This window comes from Amycolatopsis sp. NPDC059235 (assembly GCF_042754125.1).
Taxonomy (GTDB): Bacteria; Actinomycetota; Actinomycetes; order Mycobacteriales; family Pseudonocardiaceae; genus Amycolatopsis; species Amycolatopsis albidoflava.
In genome coordinates, this window is sequence record NZ_JBHZAG010000024.1 from 93,152 (window position 1) to 112,685 (window position 19,534).

General features: G+C 69.1%; 16 protein-coding genes. 5 read left to right on the top strand and 11 right to left on the bottom strand.

Going from position 1 to position 19,534, the window contains the following annotated elements; all coding sequences use genetic code 11:
• Positions 1–5: 5 nt before the first annotated feature.
• Positions 6–1,775 (bottom strand): glycerol-3-phosphate dehydrogenase/oxidase, encoded by a 1,770-nt coding sequence (locus tag ACFXI3_RS18295; protein ID WP_344288865.1) that lies wholly within the window; start codon positions 1,773–1,775, stop codon positions 6–8.
• 213 nt (positions 1,776–1,988) lie between these two features.
• Between ACFXI3_RS18295 and ACFXI3_RS18300 the strand changes: the two genes are divergently transcribed.
• Positions 1,989–2,735 (top strand): MIP/aquaporin family protein, encoded by a 747-nt coding sequence (locus ACFXI3_RS18300; RefSeq protein ID WP_344288917.1) that lies wholly within the window; start codon positions 1,989–1,991, stop codon positions 2,733–2,735.
• Between the two features lie 22 nt (positions 2,736–2,757).
• Positions 2,758–4,266, top strand: coding sequence for a glycerol kinase GlpK (glpK, locus tag ACFXI3_RS18305; protein ID WP_344288867.1), 1,509 nt, complete (start codon positions 2,758–2,760; stop codon positions 4,264–4,266).
• Between the two features lie 662 nt (positions 4,267–4,928).
• On the opposite strand, the gene ACFXI3_RS18310 is transcribed toward glpK, so the two are convergent.
• The 3 genes from ACFXI3_RS18310 to ACFXI3_RS18320 all read right to left on the bottom strand — a co-directional run bounded on the left by ACFXI3_RS18310 (position 4,929) and on the right by ACFXI3_RS18320 (position 7,117).
• The gene (locus tag ACFXI3_RS18310; RefSeq protein WP_378400626.1) at positions 4,929–5,726 is read right to left on the bottom strand and encodes a VOC family protein; all 798 of its coding nucleotides are present in this window, start codon (positions 5,724–5,726) and stop codon (positions 4,929–4,931) included.
• A gap of 106 nt (positions 5,727–5,832) precedes the next feature.
• Complete coding sequence (locus tag ACFXI3_RS18315; RefSeq protein ID WP_344288871.1) at positions 5,833–6,417, bottom strand: class F sortase; 585 nt, start codon at positions 6,415–6,417, stop codon at positions 5,833–5,835.
• Positions 6,418–6,475: 58 nt separating this feature from the next.
• Positions 6,476–7,117 (bottom strand): hypothetical protein, encoded by a 642-nt coding sequence (locus ACFXI3_RS18320; protein ID WP_378400628.1) that lies wholly within the window; start codon positions 7,115–7,117, stop codon positions 6,476–6,478.
• Here ACFXI3_RS18320 and ACFXI3_RS18325 point away from each other — a divergent pair.
• Positions 7,116–7,319: a hypothetical protein gene (locus tag ACFXI3_RS18325; protein WP_378400630.1), complete on the top strand. Its 204-nt coding sequence runs from the start codon at positions 7,116–7,118 to the stop codon at positions 7,317–7,319. The genes ACFXI3_RS18320 and ACFXI3_RS18325 overlap by 2 nt on opposite strands.
• Here ACFXI3_RS18325 and ACFXI3_RS18330 read toward each other — a convergent pair.
• A complete protein-coding gene (locus ACFXI3_RS18330; protein ID WP_344288877.1) occupies positions 7,316–7,768 on the bottom strand; it encodes a hypothetical protein in 453 nt (150 codons plus the stop codon). The two genes, ACFXI3_RS18325 and ACFXI3_RS18330, sit on opposite strands and share 4 nt — an antisense overlap.
• A 78-nt stretch (positions 7,769–7,846) precedes the next feature.
• On the bottom strand, positions 7,847–9,250 hold the full coding sequence (locus ACFXI3_RS18335) for an NAD(P)H-quinone dehydrogenase (protein ID WP_344288879.1): 1,404 nt from the start codon (positions 9,248–9,250) through the stop codon (positions 7,847–7,849).
• 133 nt (positions 9,251–9,383) lie between these two features.
• Here ACFXI3_RS18335 and ACFXI3_RS18340 point away from each other — a divergent pair, with 133 nt between their 5' ends.
• The gene (locus ACFXI3_RS18340) at positions 9,384–9,836 is read left to right on the top strand and encodes a gamma-glutamylcyclotransferase (RefSeq protein WP_344288881.1); all 453 of its coding nucleotides are present in this window, start codon (positions 9,384–9,386) and stop codon (positions 9,834–9,836) included.
• A gap of 625 nt (positions 9,837–10,461) precedes the next feature.
• Here the strand turns inward: ACFXI3_RS18340 and ACFXI3_RS18345 are convergent.
• From ACFXI3_RS18345 to ACFXI3_RS18365, 5 genes are all read right to left on the bottom strand, one after another.
• Positions 10,462–11,748, bottom strand: coding sequence for an amidohydrolase (locus ACFXI3_RS18345; RefSeq protein WP_344287495.1), 1,287 nt, complete (start codon positions 11,746–11,748; stop codon positions 10,462–10,464).
• A gap of 190 nt (positions 11,749–11,938) precedes the next feature.
• The gene (locus ACFXI3_RS18350) at positions 11,939–12,253 is read right to left on the bottom strand and encodes a hypothetical protein (protein ID WP_344287497.1); all 315 of its coding nucleotides are present in this window, start codon (positions 12,251–12,253) and stop codon (positions 11,939–11,941) included.
• A gap of 189 nt (positions 12,254–12,442) precedes the next feature.
• Positions 12,443–13,432 (bottom strand): methylmalonyl Co-A mutase-associated GTPase MeaB, encoded by a 990-nt coding sequence (gene meaB / locus ACFXI3_RS18355; RefSeq protein ID WP_378400633.1) that lies wholly within the window; start codon positions 13,430–13,432, stop codon positions 12,443–12,445.
• A gap of 3 nt (positions 13,433–13,435) precedes the next feature.
• Positions 13,436–15,604: a methylmalonyl-CoA mutase gene (gene scpA / locus ACFXI3_RS18360; protein ID WP_344287501.1), complete on the bottom strand. Its 2,169-nt coding sequence runs from the start codon at positions 15,602–15,604 to the stop codon at positions 13,436–13,438.
• Positions 15,601–17,475 (bottom strand): methylmalonyl-CoA mutase family protein, encoded by a 1,875-nt coding sequence (locus tag ACFXI3_RS18365; protein ID WP_378400635.1) that lies wholly within the window; start codon positions 17,473–17,475, stop codon positions 15,601–15,603. Before ACFXI3_RS18365 ends, scpA begins: the two co-directional genes overlap by 4 nt.
• 241 nt (positions 17,476–17,716) lie before the next feature.
• On the opposite strand from ACFXI3_RS18365, the gene ACFXI3_RS18370 reads away from it, so the two are divergent.
• On the top strand, positions 17,717–19,432 hold the full coding sequence (locus ACFXI3_RS18370; protein WP_378400639.1) for a serine/threonine-protein kinase: 1,716 nt from the start codon (positions 17,717–17,719) through the stop codon (positions 19,430–19,432).
• Positions 19,433–19,534: the final 102 nt, after the last annotated feature.

Sequence of the window (19,534 nt, forward strand, 5' to 3'; positions counted from 1 at the left end):
CCATCTCAGCTAACCGGCTCGATCAATCCCGCCCGAGCCTCCGGAGCCGCCGCCCGCAGCGCGTCCGCCGACTCGTCCGTCGGCTGCAGCTGCGAATCCCGCTCCGCCTCGACCCGCGCCCGGTAGACCTCCACCTCGCGCTTCGTCTCTTCCTCCGACCAGCCCAGCACGCCACCCACCAGCTGGGCGACCTGCTCGGCGCAGTCGACGCCGCGGTGGGCGTACTCGATCGAGATCCGCGTGCGCCGCGCGAGGACGTCCTCCAGGTGCAGCGCGCCCTCGTGGCTCGCCGCGTACACGACCTCCACGCCGAGGTAGTCCGGCGCGGACTCGATCGGCTTGAGCAGCTCCGGCCGGTCCGCCGCGAGCGCCAGCACCTCGTGCACCAGCGAGCCGTAGCGGTCGAGCAGGTGCCGCACGCGGTACGGGTGCAGCCCGTGCTCGGCGGCCAGGTGATCCGCCTGGTTGACCAGCGCGTGGTAGCCGTCCGCGCCGATCAGCGGGACCTTGTCGGTGATGGACGACGGCGGACGGCCCGGCAGGTCGACCACCGCGGCGTCGACGGCGTCGGCCGCCATCACCCGGTACGTCGTGTACTTGCCGCCCGCGATCGCGACCAGGCCCGGCGCGACGCGCGCGACCGCGTGCTCGCGCGACAGCTTCGACGTCTCTTCGCTCTCGCCGGCCAGCAGCGGGCGCAGACCCGCGTACACGCCTTCGATGTCGTCGTGCGTGAGCGGCGTCGCGAGCACCGAGTTCACGTGTTCGAGCAGGTAGTCGATGTCGTGCTTGGTGGCCGCCGGGTGGGCGAGGTCGAGGTTCCAGTCCGTGTCGGTGGTGCCGACGATCCAGTGGTTGCGCCACGGGATCACGAACAGCACCGACTTCTCGGTGCGCAGGATCATCCCCGACTCCGACACGATCCGGTCGCGCGGAACCACGATGTGCACGCCCTTGCTGGCACGCACGCGGAACCGGCCGCGGCCGCCGGACAGCCGCTGCAGTTCGTCGGTCCACACCCCGGTGCAGTTGACCACCGCGCCGGCGTGGATCTCGGTCTCGCGGCCGTCCTCGACGTCGCGCACGCGCACGCCGGAAATCCGGTCCGCCTCGCGCAGGAAGCCGACGACCTGGGTGGAGGTCCGGACCACCGCGCCGTAATGCGCGGCGGTGCGCGCGACGGTCATCGTGTGCCGCGCGTCGTCCGACTGCGCGTCGTAATACCGGATTCCGCCGATCAGCGCGGACCGCTTGAGCGCGGGGACCATTCGGAGGGCACCCGCGCGGGTGAGATGTTTCTGGCCGGGCACCGACCGGGCGCCGCCCATCGTGTCGTACATCAGCAAGCCGGCAGCGGTGTACGGGCGCTCCCAGATCCGGTGGGTGAGCGGGTACAGGAAGCTCACCGGCTTCACCAGGTGCGGCGCGATCTTCGTCAGCATCAGCTCGCGCTCGTGCAGCGCCTCGCGCACCAGGCCGAACTCGAGCTGCTCGAGATACCGCAGGCCGCCGTGGAAGAGCTTGCTGGACCGGCTCGACGTGCCGGACGCCAGGTCGCGGGCCTCGACGAGAGCCACCCGCAGGCCGCGGGTCGCCGCGTCGAGCGCCGTGCCCGCGCCGACGACCCCGCCGCCGATCACGACCAGGTCGAAGGTCTCGTCGCCGAAGCGCCGCCAGGATTCCTCCCGGCCCGCCGGACCCAGCTGGGCCGGCTCGCTGCCATTCTGCGGGTTCGTCACCACTCGTTCCTCCTCGTGCTCCACCTTCCCCAGCATCGCACGCTTGCGTGATCGTCTGCTGACCCCGAGGTGACACGTGTGGCGGAACCCATGACGATCATGGTCACATTGCTTCGCCCGGCTTATGGATTGCGCGCGTACGCGGCGGTAACGTGCCGCGGACTGGGGTCGGCGACGGGGCTGTGGCCGGACGTGTTCGGCCCTGCACAGACTGTCCAGTGTGGAGGTGCGGAGAGCGTGAGCGTAAGTCTGAGTCCGGGCGCGATCATCGTCTGGGAGCTGCTGGGCACAGCAGTTCTCATCTTGCTGGGCAACGGCGTCGTGGCCAACGTCGTGCTGCGCAAGAACAACGGCTTCCAAGCCGGAACGCTGTTCATCACTTTCGGGTGGGGCTTCGCGGTGTTCGCGGGGGCCAGCATCGCCGCGCCGACCGGCGCGCACCTGAACCCGGCGGTCACGCTGGGGCTCGCCATTTCGGGCAAAGTCTCGTGGACGGTCGTGCCGTATTACCTGATCGGGGAAATGCTCGGCGCGATTCTCGGCGCCGTGCTGTGCTGGCTGACGTACAAGCTCCAGTTCGACGACCACCCGAATCCGGAGGAGACGCTCGGCATTTTCTCCACCGCCCCGCAGATCCGGAACAAGGCGTGGAACCTGGTGACCGAGATCATCGGCACCTTCGTGCTGGTCGGCTGGATCCTGTTCAACCCGGCTTACAAGACCGCCTCGTCCGGGCCGGACTTCGGCAACTCGGCGCTCGGCTACGCCGGGGTCGCGTTCGTCGTGCTGGTGATCGGCATCTCGCTCGGCGGGCCGACCGGCTACGCCATCAACCCCGCCCGCGACCTCGGCCCGCGGCTCGCGTACGCGTTCCTGCTGCCGATCAAGGGCAAGCGCGACCCCGACTGGGGCTACTCGTGGGTGCCGGTCGTCGGGCCGCTCGTCGGCGCGGCGCTGGCCGCGGTGGTGTGGCTCGCCGTCCACAACTTGACCTGATCCCCTTTCCTGGAGGAAATCCATGACTTCGTACGTGGCCGCGATCGACCAGGGCACCACGTCGACGCGTTGCATGATCTTCGACCACTCCGGCCGTGTCGTCGCGGTCGACCAGCGCGAGCACGAGCAGATCTTCCCGAAGGCGGGCTGGGTCGAGCACAACGCCGAGGAGATCTGGGAAAACACCCGCGCGGTCGCGGCGGGCGCGCTCGCCAAGGCCGACCTGCGGCCGACCGACATCGCCGCGGTGGGCATCACGAACCAGCGCGAGACGGCTGTCGTGTGGGATCGCAACACCGGGAAGCCGGTGTACAACGCGATTGTCTGGCAGGACACCCGCACCGACAAGATCGCCGGTGAGCTGGGAGCGCTCGGCGGCGGCCAGGAGCGCTACCGCTCAAAGACCGGTCTGCCGCTCGCGACGTATTTCTCCGGCCCGAAGATCAAGTGGATCCTCGACAATGTCGAGGGCGCGCGGGCCAGGGCCGAGGCGGGCGATCTGGTGTTCGGCAACATGGACACCTGGGTGCTGTGGAACATGACCGGCGGCACTGACGGCGGCGTGCACGTGACCGACCCGACGAACGCGTCGCGCACGCTGCTGATGGACCTCGACACCCTGAAGTGGGACGAGGACATCGCGGCGGAGATGGGGATTCCGCTGTCGATGCTGCCGGAGATCCGGTCGTCGTCGGAGGTGTACGGCAAGGTCCGCCCGCGCGGAGCACTGGCCGAGGTGCCGATCGCCGGCATCCTGGGCGACCAGCAGGCGGCGACGTTCGGCCAGGCGTGCCTTTCGCCGGGCGAGGCCAAGAACACTTACGGCACCGGCAACTTCGTCTTGCTGAACACCGGCACGGAGAAGGTGCTGTCGGAGAACGGCCTGCTGACGACGGTCTGCTACAAGATCGGCTCGAACGACACGGTGTACGCGCTGGAGGGTTCGGTCGCGGTCACCGGTTCGCTCGTGCAGTGGCTGCGGGACAACCTGGGGTTGATTTCGTCGGCGGGCCAGATCGAGGAATTCGCCCGAACGGTCGACGACAACGGCGGCGCGTACTTCGTCCCGGCGTTCTCGGGCCTGTTCGCCCCGTACTGGCGCTCCGACGCCCGCGGCGCGATCGTCGGCCTGACCCGGTTCGTGAACAAGGGCCACATCTCGAGGGCGGTGCTGGAGGCGACGGCGTTCCAGTCGCGCGAGGTGATCGACGCGATGAACGCCGACTCGGGTGTCCCGCTGAAGTCGCTGAAGGTCGACGGCGGGATGGTCGTGAACGAGCTGCTGATGCAGTTCCAGGCCGACATCCTCGGAGTGCCGGTGATCCGCCCGGTGGTGAACGAGACGACCGCACTGGGAGCCGCGTACGCGGCCGGGCTGGCGGTCGGCTTCTGGGAGTCGGAGGACGACATCCGGACCAACTGGGCGAAGGACAAGCAGTGGGACCCGTCGATGGACGAGTCCCGGAGGGAGAAGGAATACCGGAACTGGAAGAAGGCGGTTACGAAGACGTTCGACTGGGTGGAGGACTGATCCTTCCGGCTGGCTCTGATTTACGACGCTTTGGCGGCTTCTCCGGGCTGCGCTTGAGCGATCGCTAGCCCGGCGAGTTGCTGCGCGGTCACGACCGCCGCGATGGCTTGCGGCTTGGCTGAAGTGTGGTGAGGGGAACTTTGAGGGACTCTGAGTCCCTCGGGGTTCCCCTCACGGACTTCTGGGCCAGGTGCGAGACACGCCGAGTCGACGCGACGCGCTTGGCGCGAACAGGCGTCGCACAGCGCACCGCGGCACTAGCACGGCTCGGCGCGCACCCGGTTGGCTCCGCTCAGCGCGACTCGCCCGGCACAGCGCAGCAGAACGCGAACCGGCACCGCCCAGCCGCGGCAAACGGGGCGCAATGCGACACGAACCAGCGGGGCACAGCGCAGATCGGCGCTAGCTCTCCCCACCACCGCACAGCGCGGCCCAGCACGAACTCGGCACAACGCGGCTCAGCCCAGCACTCGGCAATCCCCGACTCGACCCAGCGCAGCGCACCGCCACCACCGCTCGGCTCAACCCGGCGCGACACGGCTCAGCGCAGCACGGCTCAGCGCGATACGGCGCAGCCCGGCAAATGCCCTGCCCAGCACCGCAACCCTCAGCCAACTCGCCCCGCTCGGTCCCGCGAGCCCCGAATCAGCCTCTCCCCAACCTCACCCCCACCCGTCCTGCGTCCCCGACTGGGCGTTGGGCGCCATCAGCGAAAACCCCGCCCCCTGGTCGTCCATCGCGACCACCAGCCGCCCATGGGGTGTGTCCACCGGCGGGTTCACCACCGTCCCGCCTAGCTCAACAACCCGCGCCGCGGACGCGTCCGCATCTGACGTCCAGAAGTACGTCACCCACCCGGGCTGCGCCGGGCTGTCCGCGGACAGCTCGCCAAGGCCGCCGACAGGACGGCCATCCACATCCAAGGTCGCATAAGTGAACCCAGGCCCGGACATATCCCCGAACCCGTACCCGAACACATCCCCGTAAAACTGCTTAGCCGCAGCGAAATCCCGCGTCATGCATTCGTTCCACGCGGGTGCGCCCGGAGCCAAAGTAGCTTGCGTTCCCGAGTGTCGGCCGGGCTGCCACAGCCCGAACGTCGCGCCCGTCGGGTCGGTCGCGATGGCCATCCTGCCCTCGGTGAGGACGTCCATCGGCGGGGCGATGACCTGCCCGCCCGCCTCGGCGATCGCGGCCACCGTTTTGTCCACATCGGACACTGACAGGTACGTCGTCCACGTCGGCGGCATGCCGGCCTGCTCCGGCGGGATCTGGCCGATCCCCGCCACCGGTTTTCCGGCTATCTGCGCCATTCCGTAAAAACCGGTCTCCGGGCCGCCGGATTCGACTTTCCAGCCCAGCAAACCCTCGTAAAACGTGACCGCCTTGTCGCGGTCGGGCACCATCAGGTCGCCCCAGCACGGTGTGCCCGCGGGCCACGGTTCAGTCCTGGTGATCATGCGTGCCTCCCAGAATTGTGCCAACCGCCACAGTGTCGCACCGGGGACCGACAAAATCGGGGGCGTCTTCTTCAATGCCCGTTCAATCGCCCGGGCAATCGCCCGATCAGTGCGAACCGTTCACCAGGTGGGCGTACACGATGATGTTGTCCACGTAGCTGTGCTCGGCCCGGTCGAACGCCCCGCCACAGGTGATCAGGCGCAATTGCGGGTCCGAAGTGTCCCCGTAGACCGCGTCGCTCGGGAAGACGTCTTTGGGCACCTGGTCCACTTTGGTCACCTCGAAGTGCGCGGTGGAGCCGTCGCGGCGGGCGATGTCGACGTCGTCTCCCGGCTTCATTTCCTTGAGCCGGTAGAAGATCCCTTTGTGCTTGTTTCCGTCCACGTGTCCGAGCACGACCGCGGGGCCGACCTCGCCGGGTGTCGGGCCGTTTTCGTACCACCCAGCCTGCAACGGCGTGCTGACCGGCGGCACCTGCACCGAATTGTCGGGATTGAGGCCGAGCGGCACCAGGCTGGAATGCGCGTCGATGCTCGGGATGTCCAGCGACACCGGCTCCGATTTCGGCATCGCGGCCGACGAAGCGGACGGAGCGCTGGACGCGGGTGCCGCGGTCGTCGAGCCGACCGAGCATCCGGCCGTCAGCGCGGCGAGCGCGACGGCCGACGCGGCGATTGTCTTCCTGATCATCATTCCCCCTATCCGCCTAGGCCTGGCCGCGAAAACGCAGCCAGGCCCAGGAGACTAGTCAGCCACGCTGGCGACGACGCGCCACCACGAGCCCAGTGCCGCCGAGTGCGAGCACGCCCATCGCGCCGGCCGCGATCGGCAGGCCGAGGTTCGAGCTGTCCGCGATCGGACCGTCCGTGCCGCCGGTCTGCGGAGCGCCGGACGGGACCTTGCTGACCTGCTTGGGCGCGGGAGTCGGCGTCGGCTTCGGCGCGGGCTTCGCGCCCAGCACGGTGAACTTCGTGCTGAGATCGGCGCTGCCGCAGGAGAACGCCACCTTGTACACGCCAGGCTTCACGCCCGTACGAACGGTCGCGGTGCCCTGCGAGATCGGAGCCTTCGACGGGTCGTTCTGCGGGCCGACCGGGTGCAGCTTGCCGAACTGCAGCGCCGCCGAGTTCAGGTTCTTGATTTCCGAGGCCTCGCAGCCGACGCGCACCGTGACGCGGTCCCCGGCGTGCCCAGACGACGGCAGCACGCGGATGAACGCCTTGGGGACACCCGCGTTGTCATCCGTCGGCTCCTCGGTGGCAGGAGAGGAAGACGGAGCGGCGGTAGCGCTCGTCGCGGGCGGCGTAGTGGGCGCTTCGGCGGCGAAAGCCGGTGCGGCCGAAAGCATTCCGGCGGCGACCAGGGCGGAGAAAACAACGGTACGCTTCATGACACTCCCCTTGATGAAAAATGCGATTCCCGCCGCATACGACAGCGGCGAATCCGCGCCCTGCCAGCAGTTCCCCCTGCGGCCCGGGCGTTTTCGTTCCGACAACAACCAAGACGTCTCCACCCGTCCGGGGGTTGCCCCGGGAACGAAAAAACCGCCGGAAACAATTTTCCGGCGGTTTTCGGCAAGCATGGACGATTAGCCGGCGAGGCTTCCGTCGCCCGCCTTCGCCGCGCCCTGGGGCACCCGTGACACCTGCGCGGCGGGCACGGTGAACGTCGCGGTGTACTGCTTCCCGTCACACGTGACGGTGAGCGGATAGCTGCCGGGTTTGGTGCCCGGCACCAGGCTCGCGTGCGCGTTCATCGTGGCCTTCACGCCGACCATCTCGCCGTAGAAGTACTGGGAGAACTTCAGGGCGGGCGAGCTGAACGTCGCCGTACCCGCCTTGGCTCCGGGGCAGTAAGCGAGCGCCAGGTTCGGCTCAGAGCCGCGCTGGTAGGCGTTCACCTGGCCGTGCAGCACCGCGGTGTCTTGGTTCAGCTGCACGGTCACCGGATCAGGGGCCGGCCCGTCCGCCGCTACCGCCGGGACCGCTGTCCCGGCCAGTCCGATCGCCGCCGCCACCGCGAAAATCGCGCTCTTGCGCACCCTCGTTCCTTCCCCGTGCCACACGTCTTCATCCCGCTAGACGCGGTGTGCGGCACGGGGTTGCCCTGAGGAGAAAAATCAGTCCAGATCGTCGTGCCGCATGAGCTGACGGCCCGCTTCGGTGATCGATCCGGACAGCGACGGGTACACCGAGAACGTCAGCGCGAGGTGGTCCACAGTCAGCTGGTTCTGCACGGCCAGCGCGATCGGCAGGATCAGCTCGCTCGCCGACGGCGCGACCACCACGCCGCCGACCACGACGCCGGTGGCCGGGCGGCAGAACAGCTTCACGAAACCGCGGCGGAGGCCTTCCATCTTCGCGCGCGCGTTGGTGGCCAGCGGCAGCATGATCGTGCGCGCGGGAACCTCGCCGGAGTCGATCGCCTGCTGGCTGATGCCGACAGTCGCGATCTCCGGGTGGGTGAAGACGTTCGCCGCGACGGTCTTGAGTTTGATCGGCGCGACGCCCTCGCCCAGCGCGTGCCACATCGCGATGCGGCCCTGCATGCTCGCCACGGACGCGAGCATCAGCACGCCGGTGCAGTCACCCGCCGCGTAGACGCCGGGGACGCTCGTGCGCGACACCCGGTCCACCGCGATGAAGCCGCCGGGGCCGGGTTCGATGCCGACGCGGTCGAGGCCGATGTCGGCGGTGTTCGGGACGGACCCGACGGTCATCAGGGCGTGGCTTGCCTCGATCACGCGACCGTCGGCCAGGTGAACTTCGACGCCCTTCTCGGTGCGCTCGACGCGCTCCGCGCGGGCCTGCTTGGCCACCGTGGTGCCGCGCTGCGTGAAGACCTCTTCGAGCACCGCGGCGGCGTCGGCGTCCTCGTGCGGCAGCACGCGGTCGCGGCTGGACACGACGGTGACCTTCACGCCCATCTCGGTGTACGCGGAGGCGAACTCGGCCCCGGTGACGCCGGAGCCGATCACCGCGAGGTGCTCGGGCAGCTCAGTGAGGTCGTACAGCTGACGCCAGTCCAGGATCCGCTCGCCGTCGGGCACCGCGCCGGGCAGCACGCGCGGGGTCGCGCCGGTGGCGATCAACACGACGTCGGCGGACAGGGATTCCACCTTCCCGTCGGCGTGCGTGATCTCCACCGTGTGGGTGGCCAAACCCGGCTCGTCGTCGGCGAAGCGGGCCTCGGCGGTGATCACGCGCACGCCCTCACGCTGCACGCGGGCACGGATGTCGGCCGACTGCGCGAGCGCGAGACCTTTCACCCGGCCGTGCACAGTCGGCAGGTCGACGGTGGTGTCCGCGAGGTCGGTGTTGATGCCGAGCTCACCGAGGTCGTGCATCTTCGCCAGCGCGCCGGACGACGCGATGAACGTCTTCGAGGGCACGCAGTCGTAGAGGACACAGGCGCCGCCCAGGCCGTCCCGCTCGACGATCGTCACGTCGGCGCCGTGCTGCGCCGCGACCAAGGCGGCTTCGTAGCCCGCCGGGCCGCCACCCATGATCACGATCCTGGTCACCTGGGTCCTCCTATGTCACACGTGCTTGGCGGTGGTCCTGACCCTACGCGGCGAACCTGACCGGCAGGCGAAGTGCCCGGGACACGGCATGTGCATCCGGATATGCGAAGGAAGGGTCGCTAGGCTGTGCCGCGTGCCGTTGTATGCCGCTTACGGATCCAACATGGAGCCCGCCCAGATGCTGGAGCGCGCCCCGCATTCGCCGATGGCCGGCACCGGCTGGCTGGAAGGCTGGCGGCTGACGTTCGGCGGCGAGGACATCGGGTGGGAAGGCGCGCTGGCCACCATCGTCGAGGACCCGTCGTCGCGGGTGTTCGTGGTGATCTACGACGTGACCGGGCTCGACGAGGAACGCCTCGACCGCTGGGAAGGCGGCGAGCTGGGGATGCACACGAAGATCCGGCTGCGCGTGCAGACCATGGACGGATCGGTGCTGGCCTGGCTGTACGTCCTGGACGCCTACGAGGGCGGCCTGCCCTCGGCGCGGTATCTCGGGGTGCTCGCTGATGCCGCGGAGGCGGCCGGGGCCCCGGTGGACTACGTGGACGATCTGCGCACCCGGCCGTGCACCGGGATCAGCGGCTGACGCTCTCCGCTTGACTGTCCGTGAGGGGAACCTTCACGGACTCTGAGTCCCTCAGGGTTCCCCTCACGGACTTTCAGCCGTTCGAGAGGCGAACCAAACCGCTCCTCCGGAGCGCGCCCGGCCTCGCGGCGGCGGTCCGGGAGGCTCGTTTTCCGAGCCATCCACAGCCCGCCCAGGCCGTCCCCAGGCGAGCCGGGAAGTTGTCCCCAGCGGTGCGGCCCTGTGGATAACTCTGCGTCTCCGGACTATCCACAGCCCGGCCGGACAGTCGCCCAATACCACACGGCAGAGGCTCACCCACACGGGCATCGAGCACCTCAGAGCGCAGGAAAAACAGCAGCGCGTGACCAGAAATGGCGGCAGAAATCAGGTCAGCGCAGCACCGCCGCCAGCCGCGGATTCCGCCAAAGCCGTTGCCGCACAACACGAAATCCACCAGAGGCAGTCAACGGCCACCTGCCCAACCACGGCAGCACAAAAGTCCGAAATGACTCTCGGTGAACAGACCAGAGCGAGGGCATCGGCGGTCTAGACCACAGGGCGTAACTCCCCGCTGACACCCCCGCACGAGGGGTACCTCTCACCCACCCAAGTTATCCACATCGACCCGCAGCCTGTGGATAACTCAGGCCAGCGAGGCCAGCGCGGTGTGCACCAAAGTGCGAACTCCGACGAGCAGCGCGCGCTCGTCGAGGACGAACGTCGGGCGGTGGATGTCGGCCTGCGGAGCGGGCGGGCCGGACCACACGCCGAGCCGGGCGAAGGCCCCGCCGACGTGCTCCAGGTACCAGCCGAAGTCCTCGCCGCCGGACGACTGCTCCGTCCCGGCGAGCCCCGCTTCGCCGACCGCCGCCTCGACGCCGGCGCGCATCAGCGCGGTCGACTCGGCGTCGGACACCACGGGCGGCACTCCGCGCCGGTAGTCGAGCGAGAAGCCGACGCCGGTCGGGGCCAGCAGCGATTCCACCGACGACGCGACGAGCGGCTCCAGCGCCTTCCACACCTCGTGGTCGGCGGTCCGCAGCGTGCCGCGCAGGACGCCGTCCTGCGGCACCGCGTTGGCGGCCTGCCCGGCGTGCACCGCGCCCCACACCAGCACCGTGCCGGACCGCGGGTCGACGCGGCGCGACAGCACCGACGGCAGCGACGTGATGACCGTGCCCAGCGCGTACACGAGGTCCGCGGTGAGGTGCGGCCGCGAGGTGTGGCCGCCGGGCGAGGTGAGGCGCAGTTCGATGAGGTCGGCGGCGGACGTCAGCGCGCCGACCCGGGTGCCGACCTTGCCCGCTTCGAGCCGCGGGTCGCAGTGCAGGCCGTAGATCCGCTCGACGCCGTCCAGCGCTCCCGCGGCGATCATGTCCAGCGCGCCGCCGGGCATGACCTCCTCCGCGGGCTGGAAGATCAGCCGCACGCGGCCGGGCAGCTCGGGCGCGCCGGCGAGCGCGCGGCCGGCACCGAGCAGGATCGCGGTGTGCGCGTCGTGGCCGCACATGTGCGCGGCGCCCTCAGTGGTGGAGGAGTACGGCAGGCCGGTGTCCTCGGTCAGCGGCAGCGCGTCGATGTCCGCGCGCAGCGCGACGCAGCGCTCGCCCTTGCCGATGTCGCACACCACGCCGGTGCCGCCGGGCAGCACCCACGGCTTCAGCCCGACCCGGCGCAGCAGCGACACGATCAGCTCGGTCGTCGCGTACTCGTCGCGCGACAGCTCGGGGTGGGCGTGGATGTGCCGCCGCCACGCGAGCACGTCGGTCGCGTTCGCGCGCAGCCAGTCGTCCAGCCAGAACGGGCCGCGGCCCGCACCAAGGTCTTCCACCGGAGCCATGCTGACGCCGGCTTCGGAGAGCAGCGCGCCGGGCGCCGCGATCGGGTTGTGGTCACCTGGAACGTCCGGCCGTGAGTCCAGCACCGTCACGCCGCACCTCCTCCCGCAACACGAGCGCAGGGGAACACGCAACGTGCCGATCGATCTGTCTTACGCATTGGAGTCGATCGTGCACCATGCAGGTGGCAAGCGGCGGTGCGGTGCGCTCCGACCAAGACGGCCGGTAGAAGATCTGCGGCGAACGGCTGACGAAGTTCGGCGTGGGTGAACGCCGGAAAGCTCAGCCGCCTTGGGCCTTGCGGCGCTTGATGCGGTGGCGGCGGCCGAAGAACACGATGGCGAGCAGCACCACCGCGGCCCCGCCCGCGATGAGGTTCTTCTTCGTCTTGTCGGCGTTGGCCTTGTCGGTCTGCGTGGGGTCGAGCACCGGGCCGGGCGGTGCCTGATGGACCGCGTTCACCTGCGTGATCGCCGTCTCAGCCGCCACCGTGACCGCGGCGGGAGCCGAGGTCGCCGCGGACGCCGCCACCGGCAGCACCCCGGTGAGCAGCACGCCGAGCAATCCGGCCAGCAGCAGTCCCCGCACCTTCGCCATGACTTCCCTTCTACGCCGTCACCGTGCATTGTGCCCGCCGAAGCTTCGGCGCGTCAGCCGCCACGCGGTGGAGCCGGGTCCGCTCGCCCCGTGCTGACGACCGCCGGGCGCATCAAGCCCCTGAGACGGTCAAAAGACACTTGTGCGCACAGCGTTCTTTCTTCTTGGACAACGTTCAAGAAGGGGAGGTCACGAGGGCTCGGTGAACGCCGCCAAGATCCGCTGCGCGGCCAGCGTGGCGGTGAGTTCTCCGTCGCGCACGGCTCGTTCCACGTCGGCTACCTGCGCGCGGACCGCCGGATGCGCGGTGAGCCGGTCGAGCAGCTGCTCGCGAACCATCGACCAGGTCCAGTCCACCTGCTGCTTCTTGCGCCTCTCGCCAAGATCACCCGATTCGGTGAGCACCTCGCGGTGCTTCCCGATCGCCGCCCACACCTCGTCGAGGCCGCTGCCTTCGAGCCCGCTGCACGTGAGCACCGGCGGCGTCCAGAGCGCGTCCTTGCCGTAGATCATCCGCAGCGCGCCCTGCAGTTCGCGCGCGGCGCGCTTGGCGTCGCGTTCGTGCGGGCCGTCGGCCTTGTTCACGGCGATGACGTCGGCGAGTTCCAGCACGCCCTTTTTGATGCCCTGCAACTGGTCGCCGGTGCGCGCCAGCGTCAGGAAGAGGAAGCAGTCGACCATGTTCGCCACGGTCACCTCGGACTGCCCGACCCCGACCGTCTCCACCAGCACGACGTCGAAGCCGGCCGCCTCCATCAGCACGATCGTCTCGCGGGTCGCGCGGGCGACGCCGCCGAGCGTGCCGGACGTCGGCGACGGCCGGATGAACGCCTTCGGATCGACCGCCAGCCGCGCCATCCGGGTCTTGTCGCCGAGGATCGAGCCGCCGGTGCGGGTCGAGGACGGGTCGACGGCCAGCACCGCGACCCGGTGCCCGGCCGTGGTGAGGTCGGTGCCGAGCTGGTCGATAAATGTCGACTTACCGACTCCGGGCACGCCGGTGATGCCGACGCGTTTCGCCCCGCCGGCGTGCGGAAGCAGCTCGACCAGCAGTTCCTGGGCTTGCCGCCGGTGGTCCTCCCGGTGCGATTCGACCAGCGTGATGGCCTTGGACAGGGTCCCCCGGTCGCCCGCGAGCACGCCCTTGGCGTATTCGCCGACGTCGATCCGCCGCGGCAAGGTTCAGGACTCCTGCGCGGCCAGCTGCTGGAGCAGGTCGATCGCGGCGTCCGCGAGCACCGTGCCCGGGCCGAAGATCGCCGCCGCTCCCGCTTCGCGCAGCTCGGGGTAGTCCTGCGGCGGGATCACGCCGCCGACCACGACCATGATGTCCTCGCGGCCCAGCTCGGCCAGCTCGTGGCGCAGCGCGGGCACCAGCGAGAGGTGCCCGGCGGCCAGCGAGGACACGCCGATCACGTGCACGTCGGCTTCCGACGCCTGGCGCGCGACCTCGGCCGGGGTGGAGAACAGCGGGCCGACGTCGACGTCGAAGCCGAGGTCGGCGAAGCCGGTCGCGATCACCTTCTGGCCGCGGTCGTGGCCGTCCTGGCCCATCTTCGCGACGAGGATGCGCGGGCGGCGGCCTTCGTCTTCAGCGAATTTGTCGACCAGCTCGCGGGCCTTCTCGACGTTGTCCGACTTCCCCACCTCTTCCCGGTACACGCCGGAGATCGTGCGGATCTGGCCGGAGTGGCGGCCCCAGTTCTTCTCCAGGGCGTCGGAGATCTCGCCGACGGTGGCCTTCGCGCGCGCGGCGTTGATGGCCAGCTCAAGCAGGTTGCCGTTGTTCTGCGCGCCTTCGGTGAGGCGGCGCAGGGCGTCCTCGGTGGCCTGCGGGTCGCGTTCTTCGCGCAGCCGACGCAGCTTCTCGAGCTGCTGTGCGCGTACGCCCGCGTTGTCGACCTTGAGCACGTCAATCTGCTCGTCGTCAGTGACCTGGTACTTGTTCACGCCGATGACCGGCTGTCGTCCCGAGTCGATGCGCGCCTGCGTACGCGCGGCCGCCTCTTCGATGCGCAGCTTCGGGATGCCTTCATCGATCGCGCGCGCCATGCCGCCCGCGCCCTCGACTTCGGTGATGTGGCCCCACGCCTTGCGCGCGAGGTCGTAGGTGAGCTTCTCTACGAACGCGCTGCCGCCCCACGGGTCGATGACGCGCGTTGTGCCGGACTCCTGCTGCAGCAACAGCTGTGTGTTGCGCGCGATCCGCGCGGAGAAGTCGGTGGGCAGCGCCAGCGCTTCGTCGAGAGCGTTGGTGTGCAACGACTGTGTGTGTCCCTGGGTCGCGGCCATCGCCTCGACGCACGTACGCGTGACGTTGTTGAAGACGTCCTGCGCGGTGAGAGACCAACCTGACGTCTGAGAGTGCGTACGCAGCGACAGCGACTTCTGCGACTTCGGGTCGAACTGCTTCACGAGCTTCGCCCACAGCAGCCGAGCGGCGCGCAGCTTCGCGACCTCCATGAAGAAGTTCATGCCGATGGCCCAGAAGAACGAGAGCCGCGGCGCGAACTTGTCGACGTCCAGCCCGGCTTCGACGCCCGCGCGGATGTACTCGACGCCGTCCGCGAGCGTGTACGCCAGCTCCAGGTCGGCGGTCGCTCCGGCCTCCTGCATGTGGTAGCCGGAGATGGAGATCGAGTTGTACTTCGGCATGTGCTGCGAGGTGTAGCCGAAGATGTCGGAGATGATCCGCATCGAGGGCTGCGGCGGGTAGATGTAGGTGTTGCGGACCATGAACTCCTTGAGGATGTCGTTCTGGATGGTCCCCGCGAGCTGCTCCGGCTTCACCCCCTGCTCCTCGGCCGCGACCACGTACAGCGCGAGCACCGGCAGGACCGCGCCGTTCATCGTCATCGAGACGGACATCTTGTCCAGCGGGATGCCGTCGAACAGCTGGCGCATGTCGTAGATCGAGTCGATCGCCACGCCGGCCATGCCGACGTCGCCGGACACGCGCGGGTGGTCGGAGTCGTAGCCGCGGTGGGTCGCGAGGTCGAACGCGACCGACAGGCCCTTCTGCCCGGCCGCGAGGTTGCGGCGGTAGAAGGCGTTCGACTCCTGCGCGGTGGAGAACCCGGCGTACTGGCGGATCGTCCAGGGCTGGTTGACGTACATCGTCGGGTACGGCCCGCGCAGGTACGGCGCGATGCCCGGGTACGTGCCGAGGAAGTCCACATCGGACAGATCGGCGGCGGTGTAGACCGGCTTCACGCCGATGCCCTCGGGGGTTTCCCAGGCCAGCGCGTCCGGGCCCTTGCCGGTGGCTTCCTGCACGGCCTGTGCCCACGCGGCGCGGTCGCCTGGTTCTGGGGTGCCGAGAGGAACGTCGGCGAAATTCGGGATGCTCATGCGGAGACTCCCAGCTGTGCGTGGAGGCTGGTCAGGACTTCGAGCGCGTCGCACCCGGCGTACAAATTGCCGCTGATTCCGTCGTAGGTTCCCTTGCCCGCCAACAGAACCTCCGTCGCGCCGAGCGAAGCCGCGACGGACGCGGCCTGTTCCTCGTACGCCGCGTCGGTGCCGCAGACGCAGGCGACCTTGGCACCGCTCTCGCGGAACGCGCCGGGCAGGTCGTCGGTCGCGCCGGGGTTCACCGCCTCGATACCGCCCGCCTGCAGCAGGTTCGTCGCGAACGACGCGCGGCCGGTGTGCGTGGCAACCGGACCCAGCGTGGCTAGGAAAACCTTCGGCCGCTCGCCGTGCTCGGCGAGGTAGGCGTCGGACGCGTCGCGCAGCTTCTCGTACTCCTCGGCGTACCGGTGCCGCGGCAGTCCGCCGTCCACAGTGGACGGCACTGGCTCGCGGGTGACCGGCTTTTCGTCCAGGTTCGGGAACTCGCTGACGCCGGTCAGCGGATCGCGCCGGGTCGCGAGACGGCTCGCGCGCTTCTCCCAGGTCTCGGCCAGCCGCCCGGCCAACGCGCTGGACGCCAGCTCGGCCTCGATGCCGCCCGCCGCCTCGATCGCGGTGAACTCGCGCCACGCGGCTTCGGCGAGTTCGTCGGTGAGCTTCTCGACGTACCAGGAGCCGCCCGCCGGGTCGATCACGCTGCCCAGCTTCGACTCTTCGATGAGGATCGCGTTGGTGTTGCGGGCGATCCGCGAGGAAAACGCGTCCGGCAGGCCGATCGCCGCGTCGAACGGCAGCACGGTGACCGCGTCCGCGCCGCCGACTCCCGCCGCGAAGCAGGCGACGGTGGTGCGCAGCATGTTCACCCACGGGTCACGCTGGGTGAACATCGACGGCGACGTGACCGCGTGCTGATGCATCCCGCGCGCGTTCGCGGCCGCTCCGGAGACTTCGAGGACCCGATCCCACAGCCGGCGCGCGGCGCGGAACTTGGCGATTGTCAGGAACTGGTCCGCAGTCGCCGCGAGCCGGAACTCGATCTGCGCGGCCGCCGCGGCGACGTCCAAACCGGCCTCGGTGAGCGCACGCAGATAAGCGACGCCGGACGCGATCGTCGCGCCGAGTTCCTGCGAGTCGGAGCCGCCTGCCTCATGAAACGGCAGTCCGTCGGCGACGATCGTGCGAACCTTGGGGTACTTAGGGGCAACCTTCGCGGCCAATTCCGCGGCCGGACCGAGCGGCAAGGCCTGCCCTGTACGCGCCGAGGTGCCGAGCGGGTCCGCACCGAGCGTGCCGACGGCTTCGCTGGCCGGGACCTCGCGCTCGGCGAAGAGGTCGAGAAGCGCCTGAGCTGCGGTTTCGTACTCCGCACCGGCGTCGAGGACGACCGGCGCGAGGCCGACGTACACCTCGTTCAGCGCGTCCTCGAGCGCGGAAATCGGCAGCGAACCCGCGCCGAGCCGCAGCCACACCGAAGACGCGCCGCCTTCGAGGTCAGCGAGGATCGCCGCGTTCGCCGCACGGACGTCTTCGCGCTGGTGACGGACCCGGATGTCCCACCCAGTGTCGACGACACCCTCCGGCCGGGCCCCGCGCACGAACGGCGGCAACCCGGGGAAGCCGAGGTCGCCGCCAGCGACACCAGCGCTGTCAGACGTGTATAGCGGCTGGATTTCGATGCCGTCGTAGGTGCGCGAGGCGAGCTTGCTCTCCGGCGCGCCCGCGAAATCCTCGGGGAGCCTGCCGCTCTTGCGCAGCACTCCCGCCACCAGCTCCTGCCACTGGGCGCGGTCCGCGGTCGGGAACTCCGCCGCGAGCGCGAGCCCGGGCTCGGAAGTCGGCGCCGACTCCGGACCAGCCACGTTCGTCATACCCAGTGATGGTAGAGGCAGGCCACCACCCGCACCTGTGACTCTGCTCGCCCCCCGTACGGGTGAACTCAGGGGTAGCGGTGCTGAGTCGAAGAGGGACCGCGGCGTGGGCCACAATCATGGGGTGCCCTCGGAGAACAGCGACCTGGACCAGCCCGGCAACACCGACAGCACCGGCTCCGCGAACGCCGAGCCGTCGCCCGGCGGCGACCAGCCGCGGGTAGTCGCCGGGCGATACCGGCTGCGGTCGATTCTGGGGTCGGGCTCGATGGGCACGGTCTGGTCGGCCTACGACGAGTTCCTGCACCGCCCGGTCGCGGTCAAGGAGATGAAGGTGCCGCCGGGCATCCCGGCCGAACAGGCGGACGAACTCCGCGAGCGCACGCTCCGCGAGGCCCGCGCGATCGCGGTGCTGTCGCATCCGAACGTCATCACCCTGCACGACGTCGCGCGCGAGAACGACGCCCCGTTCGTCGTGATGGAGCTGCTGCCGTCGCGCAGCCTCGCCCACCTGCTGCGCGACCACGGCCCCTTGACGGTGGAGCAGGCCGCAGCCGTCGGCATCGCGGTTGCGGCGGCTCTCGAAGCAGCCCACGACGCAGGCATCACCCACCGTGACGTAAAGCCAGGCAACGTCCTAGTGGCGAGCGACGGCCGCATCAAGCTCACCGACTTCGGCATCGCCCGCAACGTCTCCGAAGCCACCATGACGCGAACCGGAATCATGCTCGGTTCGCCCGCCTACATCTCGCCGGAAGTCGCTTCCGGTGGCGCAGTAACCCCCAACGCCGACCTGTGGGGCCTCGGCGCGACGCTCTTCGCCGCCGTCGAAGGCGCACCCCCGTACGACGCGGACGGCGACCCACTGGAAACCGTCGGCAAGGTCGTCAACGGCAAGGTCCCGCGCCCGAAGGCGGGCCCGCTGGCCGACGTCATCACCGCGCTGATGAAGAAGGAGCCGGAAAAGCGAATCTCGCTGCGCGAGGTGCGCCACCGGCTCTACCCCATGCAGAACAAGGCCGCCCTAGACCTGTTCGGCCCAGAACTGTTCCGCACCCCCGACGGCAAAAAGACGGCCGCCCACCTGGACGCCACCGACACCCAGGTCATCAAAACAGTCGCCCCGAAACCCGACACTCCCGACCAGCCCGCCGCACTGGCAGCAGACCCAGGCCCGCTGCCCTTCATGCGCTCGGGAAACACCGGCTCCGCCCCCGCCTTCACCCCCGCGCCCCCACTGCCGGCCCCGCTACCGCCACCACCCCCACGCCGCAGCGGCAAAGCAACAGCAATGCTGGCCGTAGCCTCAATGGTCCTGTTCGCCCTGGCCTGCGGCGGCGGTTTCGCACTGGCAAGGGTGGTGAGCGGCCAAAACCTGCTGCCACCACAAGGCCCCGAAACCGGAGTGCTGGCCACCCTGGGCACAGTCGCAGGCTCCTCGGAACCACTGAAACTGGTCCCCCAACACGGCAACGCAAGCGCAACGGCAAACGTCTCGCGAGACAGCGAATACACCGTCTCAGTGCCAGAAGGATGGAAACGCTTCATCGCGTCCCGAAAATCCGCCTACGGCACCTCAACGGTAGTCCAATACCTTTCCCAGGACGGCCGCCAATCCCTGCGCCTGGAACGAATCCCGAACTTCTACGAGAAGTATTCGCTCAGCGACGCAATGGCAGCACTGCGCTCGTCAGGCTCGCAAGACTCATTCAACTTCACCCGAGAACCAACAAAAACGAACAACGGCGTAGAAGTAATGTTCCGCGCAGTAGAACGAGCGCAAAGCCACTCCGCCAACCCAGACGCAGTAATAACCCGCGCAACCTACGCACTAATAAAACAAGCAGACAACACCCTGTGGCTGCTATCCCTAACAGTCCCAGCAGAACAAGAAGACACAGCCTCCGCCACCTTCAACCAAATAGCACCAACCTTGTCTTTCCCAGCAACTTCATAACCCGCACCACTGCACCCAACCTTCGAGGCACCCAGCCCCTCCCCCGCACCCCGATACGAAGCTCTCCTGCGGTCTGGGGGTGCTTGTCAAGGCATATTTACC

What these genes read in the sequence shown, in the direction of transcription:
- ACFXI3_RS18295 (WP_344288865.1), bottom strand. Translation starts at nt 1,775, where the DNA reads ATGCTGGGGAAGGTGGAGCACGAGGAGGAACGAGTGGTGACGAACCCG.
- glpK (WP_344288867.1), top strand. Translation starts at nt 2,758, where the DNA reads ATGACTTCGTACGTGGCCGCGATCGACCAGGGCACCACGTCGACGCGT.
- ACFXI3_RS18310 (WP_378400626.1), bottom strand. Translation starts at nt 5,726, where the DNA reads ATGATCACCAGGACTGAACCGTGGCCCGCGGGCACACCGTGCTGGGGC.
- ACFXI3_RS18315 (WP_344288871.1), bottom strand. Translation starts at nt 6,417, where the DNA reads ATGATCAGGAAGACAATCGCCGCGTCGGCCGTCGCGCTCGCCGCGCTG.
- ACFXI3_RS18325 (WP_378400630.1), top strand. Translation starts at nt 7,116, where the DNA reads ATGACACTCCCCTTGATGAAAAATGCGATTCCCGCCGCATACGACAGC.
- ACFXI3_RS18320 (WP_378400628.1), bottom strand. Translation starts at nt 7,117, where the DNA reads ATGAAGCGTACCGTTGTTTTCTCCGCCCTGGTCGCCGCCGGAATGCTT.
- ACFXI3_RS18350 (WP_344287497.1), bottom strand. Translation starts at nt 12,253, where the DNA reads ATGGCGAAGGTGCGGGGACTGCTGCTGGCCGGATTGCTCGGCGTGCTG.
- scpA (WP_344287501.1), bottom strand. Translation starts at nt 15,604, where the DNA reads ATGAGCATCCCGAATTTCGCCGACGTTCCTCTCGGCACCCCAGAACCA.
- ACFXI3_RS18365 (WP_378400635.1), bottom strand. Translation starts at nt 17,475, where the DNA reads ATGACGAACGTGGCTGGTCCGGAGTCGGCGCCGACTTCCGAGCCCGGG.